The 16,052-nt window shown below is 69.9% G+C and carries 13 protein-coding genes; 4 read left to right on the forward strand and 9 right to left on the reverse strand.

Features of this window, described 5'->3' with window-relative positions:
• Positions 1–185 precede the first annotated feature (185 nt).
• Positions 186–806, reverse strand: coding sequence for a DedA family protein (locus tag ABZU25_RS03580; protein ID WP_355027753.1), 621 nt, complete (start codon positions 804–806; stop codon positions 186–188).
• 520 nt (positions 807–1,326) lie between these two features.
• On the opposite strand from ABZU25_RS03580, the gene thrS reads away from it, so the two are divergent.
• On the forward strand, positions 1,327–2,544 hold the full coding sequence (gene thrS, locus ABZU25_RS03585; RefSeq protein WP_355027754.1) for a threonine--tRNA ligase: 1,218 nt from the start codon (positions 1,327–1,329) through the stop codon (positions 2,542–2,544).
• 63 nt (positions 2,545–2,607) lie between these two features.
• Here the strand turns inward: thrS and ABZU25_RS03590 are convergent, their stop codons facing one another.
• The 5 genes from ABZU25_RS03590 to ABZU25_RS03610 form a co-directional block, all read right to left on the reverse strand.
• Positions 2,608–4,530 carry an ABC transporter ATP-binding protein gene (locus ABZU25_RS03590; protein ID WP_355027991.1) on the reverse strand — a complete coding sequence of 641 codons (1,923 nt, stop codon included), beginning with the start codon at positions 4,528–4,530 and terminating at the stop codon, positions 2,608–2,610.
• Between the two features lie 164 nt (positions 4,531–4,694).
• On the reverse strand, positions 4,695–6,428 hold the full coding sequence (locus ABZU25_RS03595) for an ABC transporter ATP-binding protein (protein ID WP_355027755.1): 1,734 nt from the start codon (positions 6,426–6,428) through the stop codon (positions 4,695–4,697).
• Positions 6,422–6,904, reverse strand: a complete 483-nt coding sequence (locus ABZU25_RS03600; protein WP_355027756.1) for a MarR family transcriptional regulator — start codon at positions 6,902–6,904, stop codon at positions 6,422–6,424. The genes ABZU25_RS03595 and ABZU25_RS03600 overlap by 7 nt, the downstream gene beginning before the upstream one ends.
• Positions 6,905–6,970: 66 nt before the next feature.
• Complete coding sequence (locus tag ABZU25_RS03605; protein WP_355027757.1) at positions 6,971–8,410, reverse strand: GuaB1 family IMP dehydrogenase-related protein; 1,440 nt, start codon at positions 8,408–8,410, stop codon at positions 6,971–6,973.
• 110 nt (positions 8,411–8,520) lie between these two features.
• Entirely contained in the window at positions 8,521–10,272 is a 1,752-nt protein-coding gene (locus tag ABZU25_RS03610) for a biotin carboxylase N-terminal domain-containing protein (RefSeq protein ID WP_355027758.1), read from the reverse strand.
• Between the two features lie 139 nt (positions 10,273–10,411).
• Between ABZU25_RS03610 and ABZU25_RS03615 the strand changes: the two genes are divergently transcribed.
• The 3 genes from ABZU25_RS03615 (at position 10,412) to ABZU25_RS03625 (ending at position 12,880) form a co-directional block, all read left to right on the forward strand.
• Entirely contained in the window at positions 10,412–11,026 is a 615-nt protein-coding gene (locus tag ABZU25_RS03615) for a PadR family transcriptional regulator (RefSeq protein WP_355027992.1), read from the forward strand.
• A gap of 121 nt (positions 11,027–11,147) precedes the next feature.
• Positions 11,148–12,107 carry an ATP-binding cassette domain-containing protein gene (locus ABZU25_RS03620; RefSeq protein ID WP_355027759.1) on the forward strand — a complete coding sequence of 320 codons (960 nt, stop codon included), beginning with the start codon at positions 11,148–11,150 and terminating at the stop codon, positions 12,105–12,107.
• A gap of 17 nt (positions 12,108–12,124) precedes the next feature.
• On the forward strand, positions 12,125–12,880 hold the full coding sequence (locus tag ABZU25_RS03625) for an ABC transporter permease (protein WP_355027760.1): 756 nt from the start codon (positions 12,125–12,127) through the stop codon (positions 12,878–12,880).
• Between the two features lie 138 nt (positions 12,881–13,018).
• Here the strand turns inward: ABZU25_RS03625 and ABZU25_RS03630 are convergent, their stop codons facing one another.
• The 3 genes from ABZU25_RS03630 to mycP form a co-directional block, all read right to left on the reverse strand.
• Positions 13,019–13,672 carry an O-methyltransferase gene (locus ABZU25_RS03630; RefSeq protein ID WP_355027761.1) on the reverse strand — a complete coding sequence of 218 codons (654 nt, stop codon included), beginning with the start codon at positions 13,670–13,672 and terminating at the stop codon, positions 13,019–13,021.
• Positions 13,669–14,337 carry a Maf family protein gene (locus tag ABZU25_RS03635; protein WP_355027762.1) on the reverse strand — a complete coding sequence of 223 codons (669 nt, stop codon included), beginning with the start codon at positions 14,335–14,337 and terminating at the stop codon, positions 13,669–13,671. Before ABZU25_RS03635 ends, ABZU25_RS03630 begins: the two co-directional genes overlap by 4 nt.
• A gap of 203 nt (positions 14,338–14,540) precedes the next feature.
• The gene (gene mycP, locus ABZU25_RS03640) at positions 14,541–15,674 is read right to left on the reverse strand and encodes a type VII secretion-associated serine protease mycosin (RefSeq protein ID WP_355027763.1); all 1,134 of its coding nucleotides are present in this window, start codon (positions 15,672–15,674) and stop codon (positions 14,541–14,543) included.
• Positions 15,675–16,052: the final 378 nt, after the last annotated feature.

Consider the following 16,052-nt stretch of genomic DNA (forward strand, 5'->3'; position numbering starts at 1 on the left):
ATATGACTCAGAGGTATACCGCTCACTACCGCATCCGCCCCCGACGGAGGTGACCGACGGTCACCGCCCGAGCCTGGGTGAGGAATTACTCGTCTAGTCAGTCGGTCGAGCGTGGTCTCTGCTCGATCACGCCACGTTCACATAAGCCCGAAGTGTTTCCAGACTGGTGTGCTCACCGTTCTCGATCAGTCGATCGGGATGTTGGCTCCGGTGGCGGCGCGGGCGTGGCGGGCGCTGACCAGCGTCATCGCCCATCCCGCCGCGGCGAAGCCGCCCGCGGCGGCGCTGGCGATGATGGCCAGTCGCCACGCCGACTCGGTGAGCGCGGTGCCGCCGAGGTGCCCGACCAGCGCGCCGTAGGTGGCCCAGCCCAGCGCGGCGACGGCCTCGTAGAGCACGAACAGCCGGTACGGGTAACGGCTGCGGCCGGCCGAGAAGCAGGCCGCCATCCGGCCGCCGGGCACGAACCGGCAGAGCAGGATGACAAGCGGTCCGGGTTGTCGGAGCCCCTGGGTGACCCGGTTGGCCATCCGACGGGCCCGGCTCAGCTCGGCGTGCCGGGGCGCCCGTCGGTCCGGTGCGACCCGTCCGAGCAGGTAGCAGGCCAGGTCGCCAGCGAAGACACCCAGTGCGCCGACGGCGATGGTGACGGGCAGGTTGAGCCCGCCGTAGACGGTGAGCGCACCACTGGTGATCATGACGATCTGGGTGGGTATCACCGGAACGAAGGCGTCCGCGATCAGCAGGACGAGCAGCACCAGGTACGCCCACGTCGGCGATGCGACGTCAGTCAGTAGTTCGGGCATGCCTGCCACCTCGCCGGATGCGGCCGATTGGGTGTCTTGAGCCTGACTGCGTGTCCGGCGTCACCGAGGACGGGCCCGGCCCGTCGTGACGGTCGACACGACAGGGGCCACCCAGGTACAACGAGGTCAACCGATCTCGGGTGACGGGTTCGCTGCCCGTCCCACCCGTCCGGTACCGGTCGGCGGATCGGCGTACGTCGGCGTACCGTTGACGGGCGCGGCCCACGCCCGTCGGGTCCCCCGTTCCTGACGATTCGGGCCGCCAGGGCCGCCGGCGGGTCCCGCGCCGGCGGCCCACCTCTCTGCTCGCCGCCGCAAATCCGGGTGCGACCCCGGTTGCCTGCCGGGTACGGTCGCCGTATGCGCAGTGCGGTAGTGGTGACCACGACGCCGGGAATCCCCGGCGCGCCGCTCTGACGTAACAACAGTCGACCAGGCCCCGGGGCGATCCGCCCCCGAGGGCCACGCGCCGTTCGGAGCCCAGGTCGCCTCCGGGTCGTACCCGATCCAGGAGCCCGACATGATCGACCACCGTAGGCTCGGCCGCGAGCTGGACCTCTTCGTCTCCGATCCGCTGGCCGGCGCCGGCCTGCCGATCTGGCTGCCGGCCGGCGCCGCTGCCCGGCACGCTGTCGAGGAGTACGTCCGGGAGTTGGAACGCAGGTCCGGCCACCAGCACGTCTACTCGCCCCCGCTGGGCAAACGTGAACTCTTCGAACTCTCCGGGCACCTCGGCTACTTCGCCGACGACATGTTTCCGCCGATGCGGCTGAGCGCCGACGACGAGTTCGTGCTCCGGCCCGCGCTCTGCCCGCACCACGCCCTGGTCTTCCGCGCCAGGGGCCGCTCCTACCGCGAGCTGCCGCTGCGGATCGCGGAGCTGGGCGGGATGTACCGCTCGGAGCGCTCCGGGGTGCTCGGTGGGCTGGCCCGGGTACGGGCCATCTCGCTCAACGACGCGCACACCTTCTGCGCCCCCGAGCAGGTGGGCGGGGAGGTCGTCGAGATCCTCCGACTGATCCGCGCCGCGCACGCCGCGCTCGGCGTCCGCCCGGCCGGCTTCCGGCTCTCGTTGCGCGGGCCGGGGGAGAAGTACGTCGGCGACGACGCGCAGTGGGCCCACGCGGAGGAGCTGCTCCGAAGCGCGCTGGCCGGGGTGGAGTACGTCGAGGCGCCCGGCGAGGCCGCCTTCTACGGCCCGAAGATCGACATTCAAATCGTCGACGCGGCCGGCCGCGAGTCGACCATCTCCACCATCCAGCTCGACTTCGACAAGCCGGAACGGTTCGACCTGTCGTACACCGACTCGGACGGCAGCCGGCGTCGGCCCGTCCTGGTGCACCGGAGCCTGGTCGGCAGCATGGAGCGGCTCTTCGCGTACCTGATCGAGGTGCACGAGGGCGCCTTCCCGGCCTGGTACGCGCCGGTCCAACTGATGCTGCTGCCGGTCGACGACGGGCAGGCCGACGCGGCGGCCGACCTGGCCCGATGGGCCGTCGACGCCGGCCTGCGGGTCGAGGTGGACGGCAGCGGCTCGCTGGGTGCCCGGATCCGGGACGCGGCCCGCCGCCGCGTCCCGTACCTCGGGGTGTTGGGTGCCCGGGAGGCGGCCGACGGCAGCCTCGCGCTGCGCCTGCGCGGCGGCCGGTCCCTGGACCCGATGCCCGCCGACGCGGCGTTGGCCCTGATCGGCGGGCAGGTCGCCGCCCGTGCCGCGGAGCTGCTCCCGGCGGGCTGACCCACCCGCCGAGCTGGGGTGGGTCGCCGTCGGTCGCGTGGCGCGCACGGCGGCGACCCGCCCTCAGACCGACGCCGGCTGGGCGGCGGGGACGGCCGGTTCCTCGTCGGCCACCGCGCCGGTGAACTGGGAGCGGTAGAGCCGGTGGTACGCGCCGTGGGCGGCGAGCAGCTGCTCGTGGGTGCCCTGCTCGACGATCCGGCCGTTCTCCATCATCAGGATCAGGTCGGCGTCGCGGATGGTGGAGAGCCGGTGCGCGATGACGAAGCTGGTCCGGTCCGAACGCAGCGCGGCCATCGCCCGTTGCAGCAGCACCTCGGTACGGGTGTCCACCGAGCTGGTGGCCTCGTCCAGGATCAGCAGCGACGGCTCGGCGAGGAACGCGCGGGCGATGGTGATGAGCTGCTTCTCGCCGGCGCTGACGTTGCTGCCCTCCTCGTCGATGACCGTGTCGTAGCCGTCCGGCAGGCTGCGCACGAACCGGTCCACGAACGTGGCCCGGGCCGCGACGAGGATCTCCTCCTCGGTGGCGTCCGGCCGCCCGTAGGCGATGTTGTCGCGGATGGTGCCGCCGAAGAGCCAGGTGTCCTGGAGCACCATGCCGATCCGGCCGCGCAGGTCGTCGCGGCGCAACGCCGTGATGTCCACCCCGTCGAGCGTGATCCGGCCGGCGTCCAACTCGTAGAAGCGCATGACCAGGTTGACCAGTGTGGTCTTGCCGGCGCCGGTCGGGCCGACGATCGCCACCGTGTGCCCCGGCTCGGCGACCAGCGACAGGTCGTCGATCAGCGGCTTGTCCGCCTGGTAGCGGAACGAGACGTGCTCGAACTCGACCCGCCCGTGCGGGTCGGTGATCCGGGCCGGCTCGACCGGGTCGGGGGTCTGCTCGTCGGCGTCGAGCACCGCGAAGACCCGCTCGGCCGACGCCACCCCGGACTGGAGCAGGTTGGCCATCGAGGCGAGCTGGGTGAGCGGCTGGGTGAACTGCCGGGAGTACTGGATGAACGCCTGCACGTCGCCCAGGCTCATCGTGCCGGAGGCGACCCGCAGCCCACCGACCACGGCGATCGCCACGTAGCTCAGGTTTCCGATGAACATCATCGACGGCATGATGATCCCGGAGACGAACTGCGCCCCGAAGCTCGCCCGGAACAACTCCTCGTTCTTCGCGTGGAAAGTGGCCTCCACCTCACGCTGCCGGCCGAAGACCTTCACCAGCTCATGACCGGTGTACGCCTCCTCGATCTGGCCGTTCAACTCGCCGGTGTGTGTCCACTGGGCGATGAACTGCTTCTGTGAGCGCTTGGCGATGCGCTGGGTGACAAGCACCGACAGCGGCACCGCGACCAGGGCCACCAGGGCCAGCAGCGGCGAGATCCAGAACATCGCGGCCAGCACGCCGACGACGGTCAGCAGCGAGGTGAGCAGCTGGCTCAGCGTCTGCTGGAGGCTGGTCGAGATGTTGTCGATGTCGTTTGTGACCCGGCTGAGCAACTCGCCGCGGGGCTGCCTGTCGAAGTACGGCAGCGGCAGCCGGTTGAGCTTCTCCTCCACCTCGGCGCGCAGCCGCAGCACGGTGCGCTGGACCACCCCGTTGAGCAGCCAGCCCTGCCACCAGGACAGCACGCTCGCGGCCAGGTAGAGCCCGAGCGCCAGCAGCAGCACCCGACCGAGGGCGGTGAAGTCGATGCCCACGCCGGGCACCACGTCCATCCGGGCCAGCATGTCGGCGAAGCTGTTGTTGCCGCTGGCCCGCGCCGCGGCGACGGCCTGGTCGGCGGTGGTGCCGGCGGGCAGGTCCCGGCCGATCACCCCGGTGAAGATCAGGTCGGTGGCGTGGCCGAGGATCTTCGGGCCGGCCACGCTGAAGCCGACGCTCACCACGGCCAACGTGATGATCGCGGCCAGGTGCAGTCGGTGCGAGCGCAGCCGGCCGAGCAACCGCCGGGCCGACGGCCCGAAGTTCATCGACTTCTCGGCGGGCATCCCCGCACTCATCCACGGTGGGCCGCCGCCCTGACGGCCGGGCGGCAGCCGCTTCGGCGTCGCCGCGCCGCCGCCGGGAGGCGACGCGTCCGCTTCCGGTGTCCGCTCGTCGCCGGCCGGCTTCTGACTGGGTACGGCCGCGGTGCGCGGCTCGTCGCGCTCGCTCACGCCGCCACCTCCGTCGTCTGCTGGGACGCCACGATCTCGGCGTACGTCGGGCAGGTCTCCAACAATTCCGCGTGTCGTCCCACTCCGACGACCCCTCCGTTCTCAAGAACGATGATCTGGTCGGCGTCGATGATCGTGGAGACCCGCTGGGCCACGATCACCACCGCGGACTGCGCGGTGATCGGCCGCAGGGCGGCCCTGAGCCGCGCGTCGGTGCCAAGGTCGAGCGCCGAGAACGAGTCGTCGAAGAGGTAGATCTCCGGCTGTCGGACCAGCGCCCGCGCGATGGCCAGGCGTTGCCGCTGCCCACCGGAGACGGTGGTGCCGCCCTGGGCGATCGGTGCCTCCAGGCCGCCGGGCATCTGGGCCACGAAGTCCCTTGCCTGGGCGATCTCCAGTGCCGCCCACAGCTCCTCGTCGGTGGCGTCCGGGTTGCCGTAGCGCAGGTTGCTGGCGACCGTCCCGGTGAACAGGTACGGCCGCTGCGGCACCAGGCCGATCCGCCGCCACAGCTCGTCCGGTGCCAGCTCACGCACGTCCACCCCGTCGACAAGCACCGCGCCGGCGGTGACGTCGACCAGGCGGGGGATCAGCGACAGCAGTGTCGTCTTGCCGGCGCCGGTGCTACCGATGATCGCCGTGGTGGTGCCCGGGGTGGCCCGGAAGGAGATGTCCCGCAGCACCGGCTCGACCGCGCCGGGGTACTGGAAGCGCACCCCGCGCAGCTCCAACTCGGCCCGCGTGGCCAGCTCGCTGACCGGCTCGGCGGCGGGGACCACCGAGGAGTCGGTGTCCAGCACCTCGACGATCCGCTCGGCGCAGACCGCGGCCCGGGGCACCATCATCAGCATGAAGGTGGCCATCATCACGGCCATCAGGATCTGCATCAGGTACTGCAGGAAGGCGGTGAGCGCGCCGACCTGGATCGCGTTGGCGTCCACCCGCTGCGCGCCGAACCAGAGCACCGCCACGCTGGAGACGTTCAGCACCAGCATGACCACCGGGAAGATCAACGCCATCAGTCGGCCGGTCCGCAGCGCGGTGGCGGTCAGATCGGCGTTGGCGACGCCGAAACGGTTCGTCTCGTACGGCTCGCGTACGAACGCGCGGACGACCCGGATGCCGGTGATCTGCTCGCGCAGCACCCGGTTGACCGTGTCGATGCGGGTCTGCATCAGCCGGAAACCCGGCACCATCCGACGGATGATCGCGCCCAGCGTGACGGCCAGGACCGGCACGCTGACCAGCATCAGCCAGGAGAGCCCGACGTCCTCGCGCAGCGCCATCACCACGCCGCCGACGCTCATGATCGGCGCGGCGACCAGCATGGTGCAGCTCATCAGGACGAGCATCTGCACCTGTTGGACGTCGTTGGTGTTGCGGGTGATCAGCGAGGGCGCCCCGAACCGGGCCACCTCGCGGGCGGAGAAGCGGTTGACGTGCCCGAACAGCGTGGCCCGGACGTCTCGGCCGAAGCCCATCGCGATCCGCGCGCCGAGGTAGACAGCGGCGATCGAACAGACGATCTGGATCAGGCTGACCAGCAGCATCCACCCGCCGGTGTGCACGATGTAGTCGGTGTCGCCCCGCGCCACACCCTTGTCGATGATGTCGGCGTTGAGGCTGGGCAGGTAGAGCGAGGCCATGGTGCCCACGAACTGGAGCAGCACCACCGCCAGCAACGGTCGTTGGTAGGTGCGCAGTTGGTTGCGCAACAGTCGGATCAGCACGCCGGGTCCTTCGGATCGGTAGGGCGGCCGGTCATCCGCGGGTCGTCCCCACTGCCGATGACCTCTAGCAGGAACTCCCGGATCACCTGTGCCTTCACCGGGTCGGCGTCGACCGAGGTGAGCGGGCGTCCGGCGTGCATCAGCGTGCTGAGCGCGGCCACCCGCTCCCGCCCGGCGGGAGTGAGGACGATTCGTACGCTGCGCCGGTCGTTGTCGTCGCGCTGCCGCTCGACCAGCCCTTCGCGGACCAGCGTGTCAACGATGCCGGTCAGGGTCGCCGGGCGCACGAAGCCCTTCTCGGCGACCTCCCGGTGGGGCAGCTCGCCGTGTCGGGCGAGCGTCATCAGGGTGACCATGCCGGCTTGGGTGAGGCCGTGCTCCTCGGCGAGGTAGCGGTTCCACCGCTGCCCGACCAGGTGCCCGGCCACCACCAGCAGCCGGCCGAGCGGCACATCCTGGAGAGTGACGAGTTCCACGGAGGCAGATTAGCTCCCTGATAGTCAGGGGCCAAACGAATTTCTCACCCGATCATGCGCGGCGGCTCACCAGCTCGTGGGCAGCGGCATTCCCTCGGTGAAACCGGCGGCGCTCTGCACGCCGACGATCGCCCGCTCGTGGAACTGCGTCAGGTCGCGCGCGCCGGCGTACGTGAACGCGCTGCGTACCCCGGCGATGATCTCGTCGATCAGGTCTTCGACGCCGGGTCGGGCCGGGTCCAGGTACATCCGCGCCGAGGAGATGCCCTCCTCGAACACCGCCTTGCGGGCCCGGTCGTAGGGGCTGTCGTCGGCGGTACGGGCGCTGACCGCCCGCGCCGAGGCCATCCCGAAGCTCTCCTTGTACCGCCGGCCGTCCGCATCGGCGTACAGGTCACCGGGGGACTCGTAGGTGCCGGCGAACCACGAGCCGATCATCACGTTCGACGCCCCGGCGGCGAGCGCGAGCGCCACGTCCCGTGGGTGCCGCACCCCGCCGTCGGCCCAGACGTGCCGGCCCAGTTGCCGAGCCGCGGTCGCGCAGTCGAGTACGGCGGAGAACTGCGGCCGACCGACGCCGGTCATCATCCGGGTGGTGCACATCGCGCCCGGCCCGACGCCGACCTTGATGATGTCCGCCCCGGCCTCGACGAGGTCGCGTACTCCCTCGGCGGTGACCACGTTGCCGGCCGCGACAGGCACCCCCGGGTCCAGCTTGCGGACCGCCTGGAGCGCGGAGATCATCCGCGCCTGGTGGCCGTGTGCGGTGTCCACGACCAGCGTGTCCACCCCCGCCTCCAGCAGCGCGGCGGCCTTGCCGGTCACGTCGCCGTTGATCCCGACGGCCGCCGCGATGCGCAGCCGACCCCGGTCGTCGACGGCCGGCGTGTAGAGGGTGGCGCGCAGCGCGCCCTGGCGGGTCAGCACCCCGACCAGCCGACCGTCGGCGTCCACCACCGGAGCGAGCCGGCGACGGCCCGCGGAGAGCAGGTCGAAACCGGTACGCGGATCGGCGTCCGCCGGGACGGTGTGCAGCTCGGTGGACATCACGTGACGTAGCTGGGCGAACCGGTCCACTCCCGTGGTGTCCGCCTCGGTGACCACACCCAGCGGCCGGCCGGCGTCGTCGACCACGATCACCGCGGCGTGCGAGCGCTTGGGCAGCAGGTGGATGGCGTCACCCACGGTCTCCGTCGGGCCCAGGGTGATGGGTGTGTCGTAGACCAGGTGCCGCCGCTTGACCCAGGCGACGACATTCGCCACCACCTCGATCGGGATGTCCTGCGGGATCACCGCGATCGCGCCCCGGCGGGCCACCGTCTCGGCCATCCGCCGGCCGGAGACCGCTGTCATGTTGGACACCACCAGCGGGATGGTGGTGCCGGTGCCGTCACCGGTGGACAGGTCGACGTCGAGCCGGGAACCCAGGTCGGAACGGGCCGGCGCCATGAAGACGTCGGTATAGGTCAGATCGTGCGCGGGAGCCGCGCCGTGAAGAAACCGCACCCGGCCATCATTGCCGCTCGTGGCCGCCCCTGCCGGTCCCGGTGCCGCAAACCACTCCCGCCGCGCGACAGGCGGTCAGGAAGGACCCCTTCGCACGAGGTGCCCTTCCGTCACACGATGGTGCAGATGGGTGCGCCGGAGGTGATCACGGCACCGACCTCGGCGGTGAGTCCGCTGACCGTGCCCGCCTTGTGGGCGTGCAGCGGCTGCTCCATCTTCATCGCCTCCAGCACCACCACCAGGTCCCCCTCGGCCACGGTGTCGCCGTCCGCTACCGCGATCTTGACGATGGTGCCCTGCATGGGGGAGGTGAGCGCGTCGCCGCTGACCGGTGCGCCCGCCTTGGCCGCGCCGCCGCGTCGTCCCGGCCTACGGGTGGCGGGTGCCGCGGTGGTCGTACTCCCGCCGAAGCCGGCGGGGAGGCTGACCTCCAGGCGCTTGCCGCCCACCTCGACCACGACGGTGTCGCGCTCGGCCGGCGCCTCGGCGGCGCCGGCGGCGGCGGTGAACGCCGGCACGGTGTTGTGGAACTCCGTCTCGATCCACCGGGTGTGCACGGTGAACGGCTCGGCGGTGAACGCCTCGTCCCGCACCACCAGCCGGTGGAACGGCAGCGCGGTGGCCATGCCGTCGACCACCATCTCGTCCAGTGCGCGGCGGGCGCGCTCCAGCGCCTCGGTCCGCGTCTCACCCGTGATGATCACCTTGGCGAGCAGCGAGTCGAAGTTGCCGCCGATCACGTCGCCGGCCGAGATGCCGGTGTCCACCCGGACGCCGGGTCCGGTGGGCAGCCGCAGCGCGGTGACAGTGCCCGGGGCGGGCAGGAAGTTGCGGCCCGGGTCCTCGCCGTTGATCCGGAACTCGATCGCGTGCCCGCGCGGCGTCGGGTCCTCGGTGCTCCGCAGCTTCTCGCCGTCGGCGATCCGGAACTGCTCGCGAACCAGGTCGATGCCGGCGGTCTCCTCGGTGACCGGGTGCTCGACCTGGAGCCGGGTGTTGACCTCCAGGAAGGAGATGGTGCCGTCCCTGCCGACCAGGTATTCGACAGTGCCGGCGCCGTGGTAGCCGGCCTCCCGGCAGATCGCCTTGGCGCTGTCGTGGATCTGGGCCCGCTGGGCGTCGGTGAGGAACGGCGCGGGGGCCTCCTCCACGAGCTTCTGGTGCCGACGTTGCAGTGAGCAGTCCCGGGTGCCCACCACTATCACGTTGCCGTGCTGGTCGGCGAGGACCTGCGCCTCGACGTGGCGGGGCTGGTCCAGGTAGCGCTCGACGAAGCACTCGCCCCGGCCGAACGCCGCGACCGCCTCCCGGGTGGCCGACTCGAAGAGCTGGGGGATCTCCTCCATCGTCCGGGCGACCTTGAGGCCGCGCCCGCCACCGCCGAAGGCGGCCTTGATGGCGACCGGCAGGCCGTGGTCGACGGCGAACGCCATCACCTCGTCCGGGTTGGCCACCGGGTCGGGGGTGCCCGGCACCAGCGGAGCGCCGGCGCGCTGGGCGATGTGCCGGGCGGTCACCTTGTCACCCAGGTCGCGGATCGCCTGCGGGGTGGGGCCGATCCAGGTCAGCCCGGCGTCGATGACCGCCTGGGCGAAGTCGGCGTTCTCGGACAGGAAGCCGTAGCCGGGGTGCACGGCGTCGGCGCCGGCCCGGGCGGCGACGTCGAGCAGCTTGTCGATGCGCAGGTACGTCTCGGTCGCGCTGTCCCCGCCGAGCGCGTACGCCTCGTCCGCGAGGGTGGCGTGCAGGGCCTCGCGGTCGGAGTCCGCGTAGACGGCGACGCTGCCCAGGCCGGCGTCGCGGCACGCACGGATCACCCGGACGGCGATCTCGCCGCGGTTGGCGATAAGTACCTTGCGCACCTTCGTGGCTCCTCCCCGGCAGGTTACTGACGGGGAGTGTATCGGCCGCCCCGGTCACCCTAACGATCGCTCAGTGTGGAATGCGGCACTCACTATAGTCAAACTTGGCTATTACGCTTGTGCGGTGTCTGCGACTCGAATGATGATCCTCGGTCTGGTGCGGTGGATGCAGCCCGTGCACGGCTACGACGTGCGCCGCGAGTTGTTGAGCTGGAGCGCCGACAAGTGGGCGAACGTGCAGCCCGGCTCGATCTACCACGCCCTGCGCAAACTCACCGAGGAAGGGCTGCTCAGAGCCGTCGCGACCGAGCAGGTCGGAGCCCGTCCGGCCCGGACCACCTACGAGGTGACCGCCAAGGGTGAGGACGAGTTCGAGACGCTGCTGCGCAACCTCTGGTGGAACCTCGGCGAGCAGTCCGATCCCTTCGCGGTGGCCTTCTCCTTCCTGCCCGCCATGCCGCGCGCCGAGGCCGCGGCGGCCCTGCGCAACCGGGCCAATCTGCTGCGCGCCGGTGTCGAGTCGATGCGCGCCTCGTTGGAGTCGGACTGGGTGCGTAACCGCAAGCCGGTGCACGTGGGTTGGATGTTCGAGCTGTGGGCGGCGCGGGCGGAGGCGGAGATGGGGTGGTGCGACCGGATCGCGGAGCGGATCGACTCCGGAGTGTCGTACCTACCTGCTGAGCTGGAGAACGCCGAGGGTTGGTCGGGGTGGAAGGAGCGCCAGGAGCCGACGTCCCCGACACAAGCGGAATAATCAACGTTGACTAGAAACGCTATATCGCGTTAGCCTGCTGGCGGCACTGCGGGGGAGTGCGCCGTCCGGCGTCGTCCCACTCGACGGCCGGCGCGGCCGGCCCGAACGACCAGGAGCACAGATGATCGAGACCAGGGGGCTGCGGAAGTCGTTCCGCTCCCGCGCGGGTCGAGAGACGAAGACGGTGGACGCCGTGCGGGGCGTCGACCTCAAGGTCGCCGAGGGCGAGATCTTCGGCTTTCTCGGCCCGAACGGCGCCGGCAAGACCACCACGCTACGGATGCTCGCCACGCTGATCGAGCCCGACGGTGGCGACGCCACCATCGCGGGCGCCGACCTGCGCAAGGACCCGGCCGAGGTGCGTCGGCGGATCGGCTATGTCCCGCAGGGCGGCAGCACCTGGGACGAGTCCACCGCGCGCGAGGAGCTGGTGCTGCACGCCCGCATGTATGGCATCGGCAAGGCCGACGCGCAGCGCCGCGCCGTCCGCGCGCTGGAAGCCTTCCAGCTCACCGAGTACGCGGACCGCAAGTGCAAGACCTACTCCGGCGGTCAACGTCGGCGGGTCGAGATCGCGCTCGGCATCATCCACGAGCCGAAGATCGTCTTCCTGGACGAGCCGACCACCGGCCTCGACCCGCAGAGCCGCGCGCACATGTGGGACGAGATCCGGCGGCTACGCGGCGACGGGATGACCGTCTTCATCACCACGCACTACCTGGACGAGGCCGACGCCCTCTGCGACCGGGTCGCGATCATGGACAACGGCGAGGTCGTGGCCGAGGGCACGCCGGCCGAGCTCAAGCGCGAGATCTCCGGCGACGTGGTGCTTGTCGGTCTCGACCTGGCCGCCACCCCGCAGGCCGCCCAGGTCCTCGACGGCGAGCCGTACGTCAACAAGCTGGAAACCGTCGACGAGGGTGGCCTGCGCCTCTACGTCGACGAGGGCGCCATCGCCATCCCGCAGGTGCTGCGCCGGCTTGACCACGCCGGGCTGGAGCTGCGCTCGATCGAGCTGCACCGACCCAGCCTGGACGACGTCTTCCTCACCAAGACCGGCCGCTCGCTGCGCGAGTCCTGACCACCCGGAGAGCACTCATGAAATTCGCCCGTGACACCTGGCTGATCTTTCAACGCCAGACTCAACTTCTGCTGCGCAACCCGGTCTGGGTCTTCGTCGGCGTGTTCCAGCCGGTCATGTATCTGCTGCTCTTCGCCCCGCTGCTCAAACCGGCACTGAACGCGCCCACCCAGGCCGCCGCCTACAAGATCTTCGTACCCGGCCTGCTGGTCCTGCTGGCGATCTTCGGCGGGCTGTTCCAGGGCTTCGGCCTGATCGCCGAGCTGCGCGCCGGCGTCATCGAACGCTCCCGGGTCACCCCGATCAGCCGGCTCGCCCTGCTACTCGGTCGGTCGCTGCGCGACGTCGTGTCGCTCATCGTGCAGGCGGTCATCATCACCCTGCTGGCGCTCCTGTTCGACCTGCGGGTGTTCATCGGGGACCTGCTGCTGGCGTACCTGATGCTCGCCCTGATCGCCCTCATGACCTCGGCCGTCTCCTACGGTGTCGCCCTCAAGGTCAAGAGCGAGGACGCACTGGCCCCCCTGATGAACACGGTGGCGCAGCCGGTGCTGTTGCTGTCCGGCATCCTGCTGCCGCTCACCTTCGCTCCCGGCTGGTTGCAGGGCATCGCCAACTGGAACCCGTTCTCCTGGGCGGTCGACGGCACCCGGGCGCTCTTCGCCGGTGACCTGGCCAGCGACAAGGTCTGGCAGGGCCTCGGCATCACCGCGGTGCTCGCCGCGCTGGGCGTCTACTGGGCCGCTCGCCAGTTCGCCCGCAGCGTCCGCTGACCCGACCTGCCGCGCACCAGCCCTCGGCTGGTCCCAAGCGTGATCAACTCGGTTTCCTGGAAAGTCGGGGTGTCCTACCGCGTGGGATGCCGCGACTTCCAGGAAACCGAGTCGATCAAAGCGGCCGGGCGTCGCCGCTCAGCGCACCCGGGCGAGGGTGAGGCCGTCCGCGATCGGCAGCATCACCGGGTCCACCCGTACGTCGGCCACAACCTCATCATTGAAGGCGGCGATCGCCCGGTCACCCTCGTTCTGCGGCGCGACGATCCGTCCGCCGCGCAGGACGTTGTCGACCGCGATCACTCCACCAGGCCGCATCCGGGGCACCAACTCCGCCCAGTAGACCGGGTAGCCCGTCTTGTCGGCGTCGATGAACGCGAAGTCCAGGTAGCGCTCGTGCGGCAACTCCCGCAACGTCTCCCCGGCCGGGCCGATGCGCAGCTCGATCCGGTCCTGCACGCCGGCCCGAGCCCAGTAGCGCCGGGCGATGCCGGTGAACTCCTCGGAGATGTCGAAGCAGGTCAGCCGCCCGCCCTCGGGCAACCCGCGGGCGATCGCCAGCGACGAGAGCCCGGTGAACGTGCCGACCTCGACAGCCTGCCGTACGTCGAGCAGCCGGGTGAGGAACGTCAAAAAGGCGGCCTGCTCCGGTGCCACCTGCATGGTGGCGTGTTCCGGCAGCACCGACCGGGTCTCCTCGGCCAGGTCCCGAATGATCTCGTCGGGCGGGGAGCCGTGGGCGACCAGGTAGGAGTGCAGCTCGTCAGTCAGCGGGATCAACTTGGTGGTCATGACCGGACGTTACCGAGCGGCTCGACCGTCTGGCCTCCGGGCGCGACCTTTGTCCACAGGTCGGTGATCCGTAGGTCGAGTTCCGCGAGGAGTCGACGCAGCAGTGGCATCGACAGCCCGACCACCGTCCCCGGGTCACCCTCGATCCGCTCCACGAACGACCCGCCCAACCCGTCGATGGTGAACGCGCCGGCGACCGCCAGCGGCTCACCACTGGCCACGTACGCGGCGATCTCGTCGTCGCTGATGTCCGCGAAGTGGACAGTGGTCGAGCCGACCGCCTCCGCGCGCCGCCCGGCGGAAACGTCGATGAGGCAGTGCCCGCTGTGCAGAACGCCGCTGCGCCCCCGCATCCGCAGCCACCGCCCGGTGGCGTCCGCCGGGTCAGTCGGCTTGCCGAGGATCTCCCCGTCGAACGCGAGCACGGAGTCGCAGCCGATCACCAGCGTCCGCTGGCCGGCGCCGGGGCTGAGTCGGGTCAACACCGCCTGAGCCTTGAGCCGCGCCAACTCCAGGCACAACTCCTCAGCCCGATCGGTCACCACCAGCGACTCGTCCACCCCGCTGACCAGCACGTCTGGCTCAATTCCGGCAGCCTGGAGGATCTTGCGACGAGCAGGGCTCGCCGAGGCGAGCACAAGGCGGAGCGGCAGGGTTTCAGACACCCGTCCGACGTTACCGGCTAACCACCCCCACAACGACCTCCCGCCACGCAGCCACCCGCGCGACGCCGACCCGGAGTGATCGACTCGCCATTGATCCGGACCGCCCACGTGATCAACTCGCCTTTGCTGATAATCGCGGTATCCCACCGTCCCGGACACCGCAAGGTCAAGGAACCCGAGTGGATCGCCGTACCGCCGACCGATCAGCGACTAATCCTGGGCGGCGGATCATCACCGCGCCGACGCCGCCGCACCACCACCGCCCATCCGACCCCCGCAGCCAAGATCACCCCAAGCGTGGCCAGGCCACGCGCCGTCGCGTCACCCTCGTCGTCACCCGGCTGCGCACCAGCGGTCGTGGTTGGGCCAGCACCAGCCGAAGCGCTCACAGATTCAAACCCCAGCGGCGGTACGTCCGCCGTCAGCGCCGCCACCAGATCGATCACGCCATAGCCGTACTCGTCGTCACGCCCAGGCGCGCCCTTGTCGATTGCGGTCGCCGTCAGCCGGTGCGCCACCTCTTGGGCCGGCAGGTACGGGTACTTGGACCGAATCAACGCCGCCGCCCCCGCCACGATCGCCGTGGCGTCAGACGTTCCAGTGCCTTTGCGGTATTTGCCGTCGAGACTTGTGCTGTAGATGTCGACGGCAGGTGCAACGACGTCAATCTCCGGTCCGGTCACCGAAACGGCAGCGCGGTTCCCGTTTCGGTCAATTCCGCCGACGGCGATCACCTCTGGGTAGCGCGCTGGGTAGCCGGCGACTTGGTTCCAAGGCGCATTGCCGGCGGCGGCAACAACTACAATATCGGACTGCAATGCCATTTTGATCGCCTGCTCTAGACGGGAACTCGCGCCACCCGCAATTGAAATGCTGATGACATCAGCTCCGTTGCTGATTGCATATTCAATCGCGGCCGACAATGATTCCGTATCGCTATTAGCGCCAGGCGGTGAGCAGTAGATTGGCAAAATCTTAGCTTGAGGAGCGATGCCGAGGGTGTCGGATTTACCTCCGCCGTGGGCGGCGATGAGGCCAGCCATTCCCGTACCGTGACCATCTTTATCGGTGAGACCATCGCCACTGCCTCCCGGAACTATATCCGTTCCACTGAGAAGATTGCCTTCCAGGTCCGGATGTCGATCTACGCCGCTGTCAGGCAGCGCGACCTTAATGCCATTGCCCCGGCTGACCTTGTGCGCCTCCGCAACTTTGAGAAAGCTTAAATGCCATTGCTCCGGACTCGCATATTCGCCGCGCAAGTGCAAGTTGGGCGCTGCGACTCCGCCCGAAATGCTCAGCACCGCTAGGAGGGCGATGCTGATGTGCGATTTCACCGAGGAAGGCCGAGGGCGGGGCCTGGGTCGATTGGCCCATCCTCGTCGGGCGGAAGTACCACTGGGGCAACTCCTTGCTCTGTTCTCCAAGGATTGTCGGGGTCCCAGCAAGTAGGCTTCCCGTCGCCATTATTCGGATCCCGTCGCCTGGGTCGAGCAGGGTCGTTGCTGCTGGTCCAGTTGACACCGGTCCCTGGGGCGCCACCAATTGGTGCCATGCCATTCACGCCGCCAAGTGCCCGCGGAGCGCTCGGCCGTGATCCCGCTCCTCCTGTTGGTGCTGTGCCAGCACTGCCACCTCCGATGACCCCCCCGATGGGATTGACACGACGCGGGGAAGTTGGCCCATTGCTTGGTTGGCCGACGCCTAGTCCGGGT

The organism is Micromonospora sp. NPDC005215, from assembly GCF_040607915.1.
GTDB lineage: Bacteria > Actinomycetota > Actinomycetes > Mycobacteriales > Micromonosporaceae > Micromonospora.

What these genes read in the sequence shown, in the direction of transcription:
- ABZU25_RS03580 (WP_355027753.1), bottom strand. Translation starts at nt 806, where the DNA reads ATGCCCGAACTACTGACTGACGTCGCATCGCCGACGTGGGCGTACCTG.
- thrS (WP_355027754.1), top strand. Translation starts at nt 1,327, where the DNA reads ATGATCGACCACCGTAGGCTCGGCCGCGAGCTGGACCTCTTCGTCTCC.
- ABZU25_RS03590 (WP_355027991.1), bottom strand. Translation starts at nt 4,530, where the DNA reads ATGCCCGCCGAGAAGTCGATGAACTTCGGGCCGTCGGCCCGGCGGTTG.
- ABZU25_RS03615 (WP_355027992.1), top strand. Translation starts at nt 10,412, where the DNA reads ATGATGATCCTCGGTCTGGTGCGGTGGATGCAGCCCGTGCACGGCTAC.
- ABZU25_RS03620 (WP_355027759.1), top strand. Translation starts at nt 11,148, where the DNA reads ATGATCGAGACCAGGGGGCTGCGGAAGTCGTTCCGCTCCCGCGCGGGT.
- ABZU25_RS03625 (WP_355027760.1), top strand. Translation starts at nt 12,125, where the DNA reads ATGAAATTCGCCCGTGACACCTGGCTGATCTTTCAACGCCAGACTCAA.
- ABZU25_RS03630 (WP_355027761.1), bottom strand. Translation starts at nt 13,672, where the DNA reads ATGACCACCAAGTTGATCCCGCTGACTGACGAGCTGCACTCCTACCTG.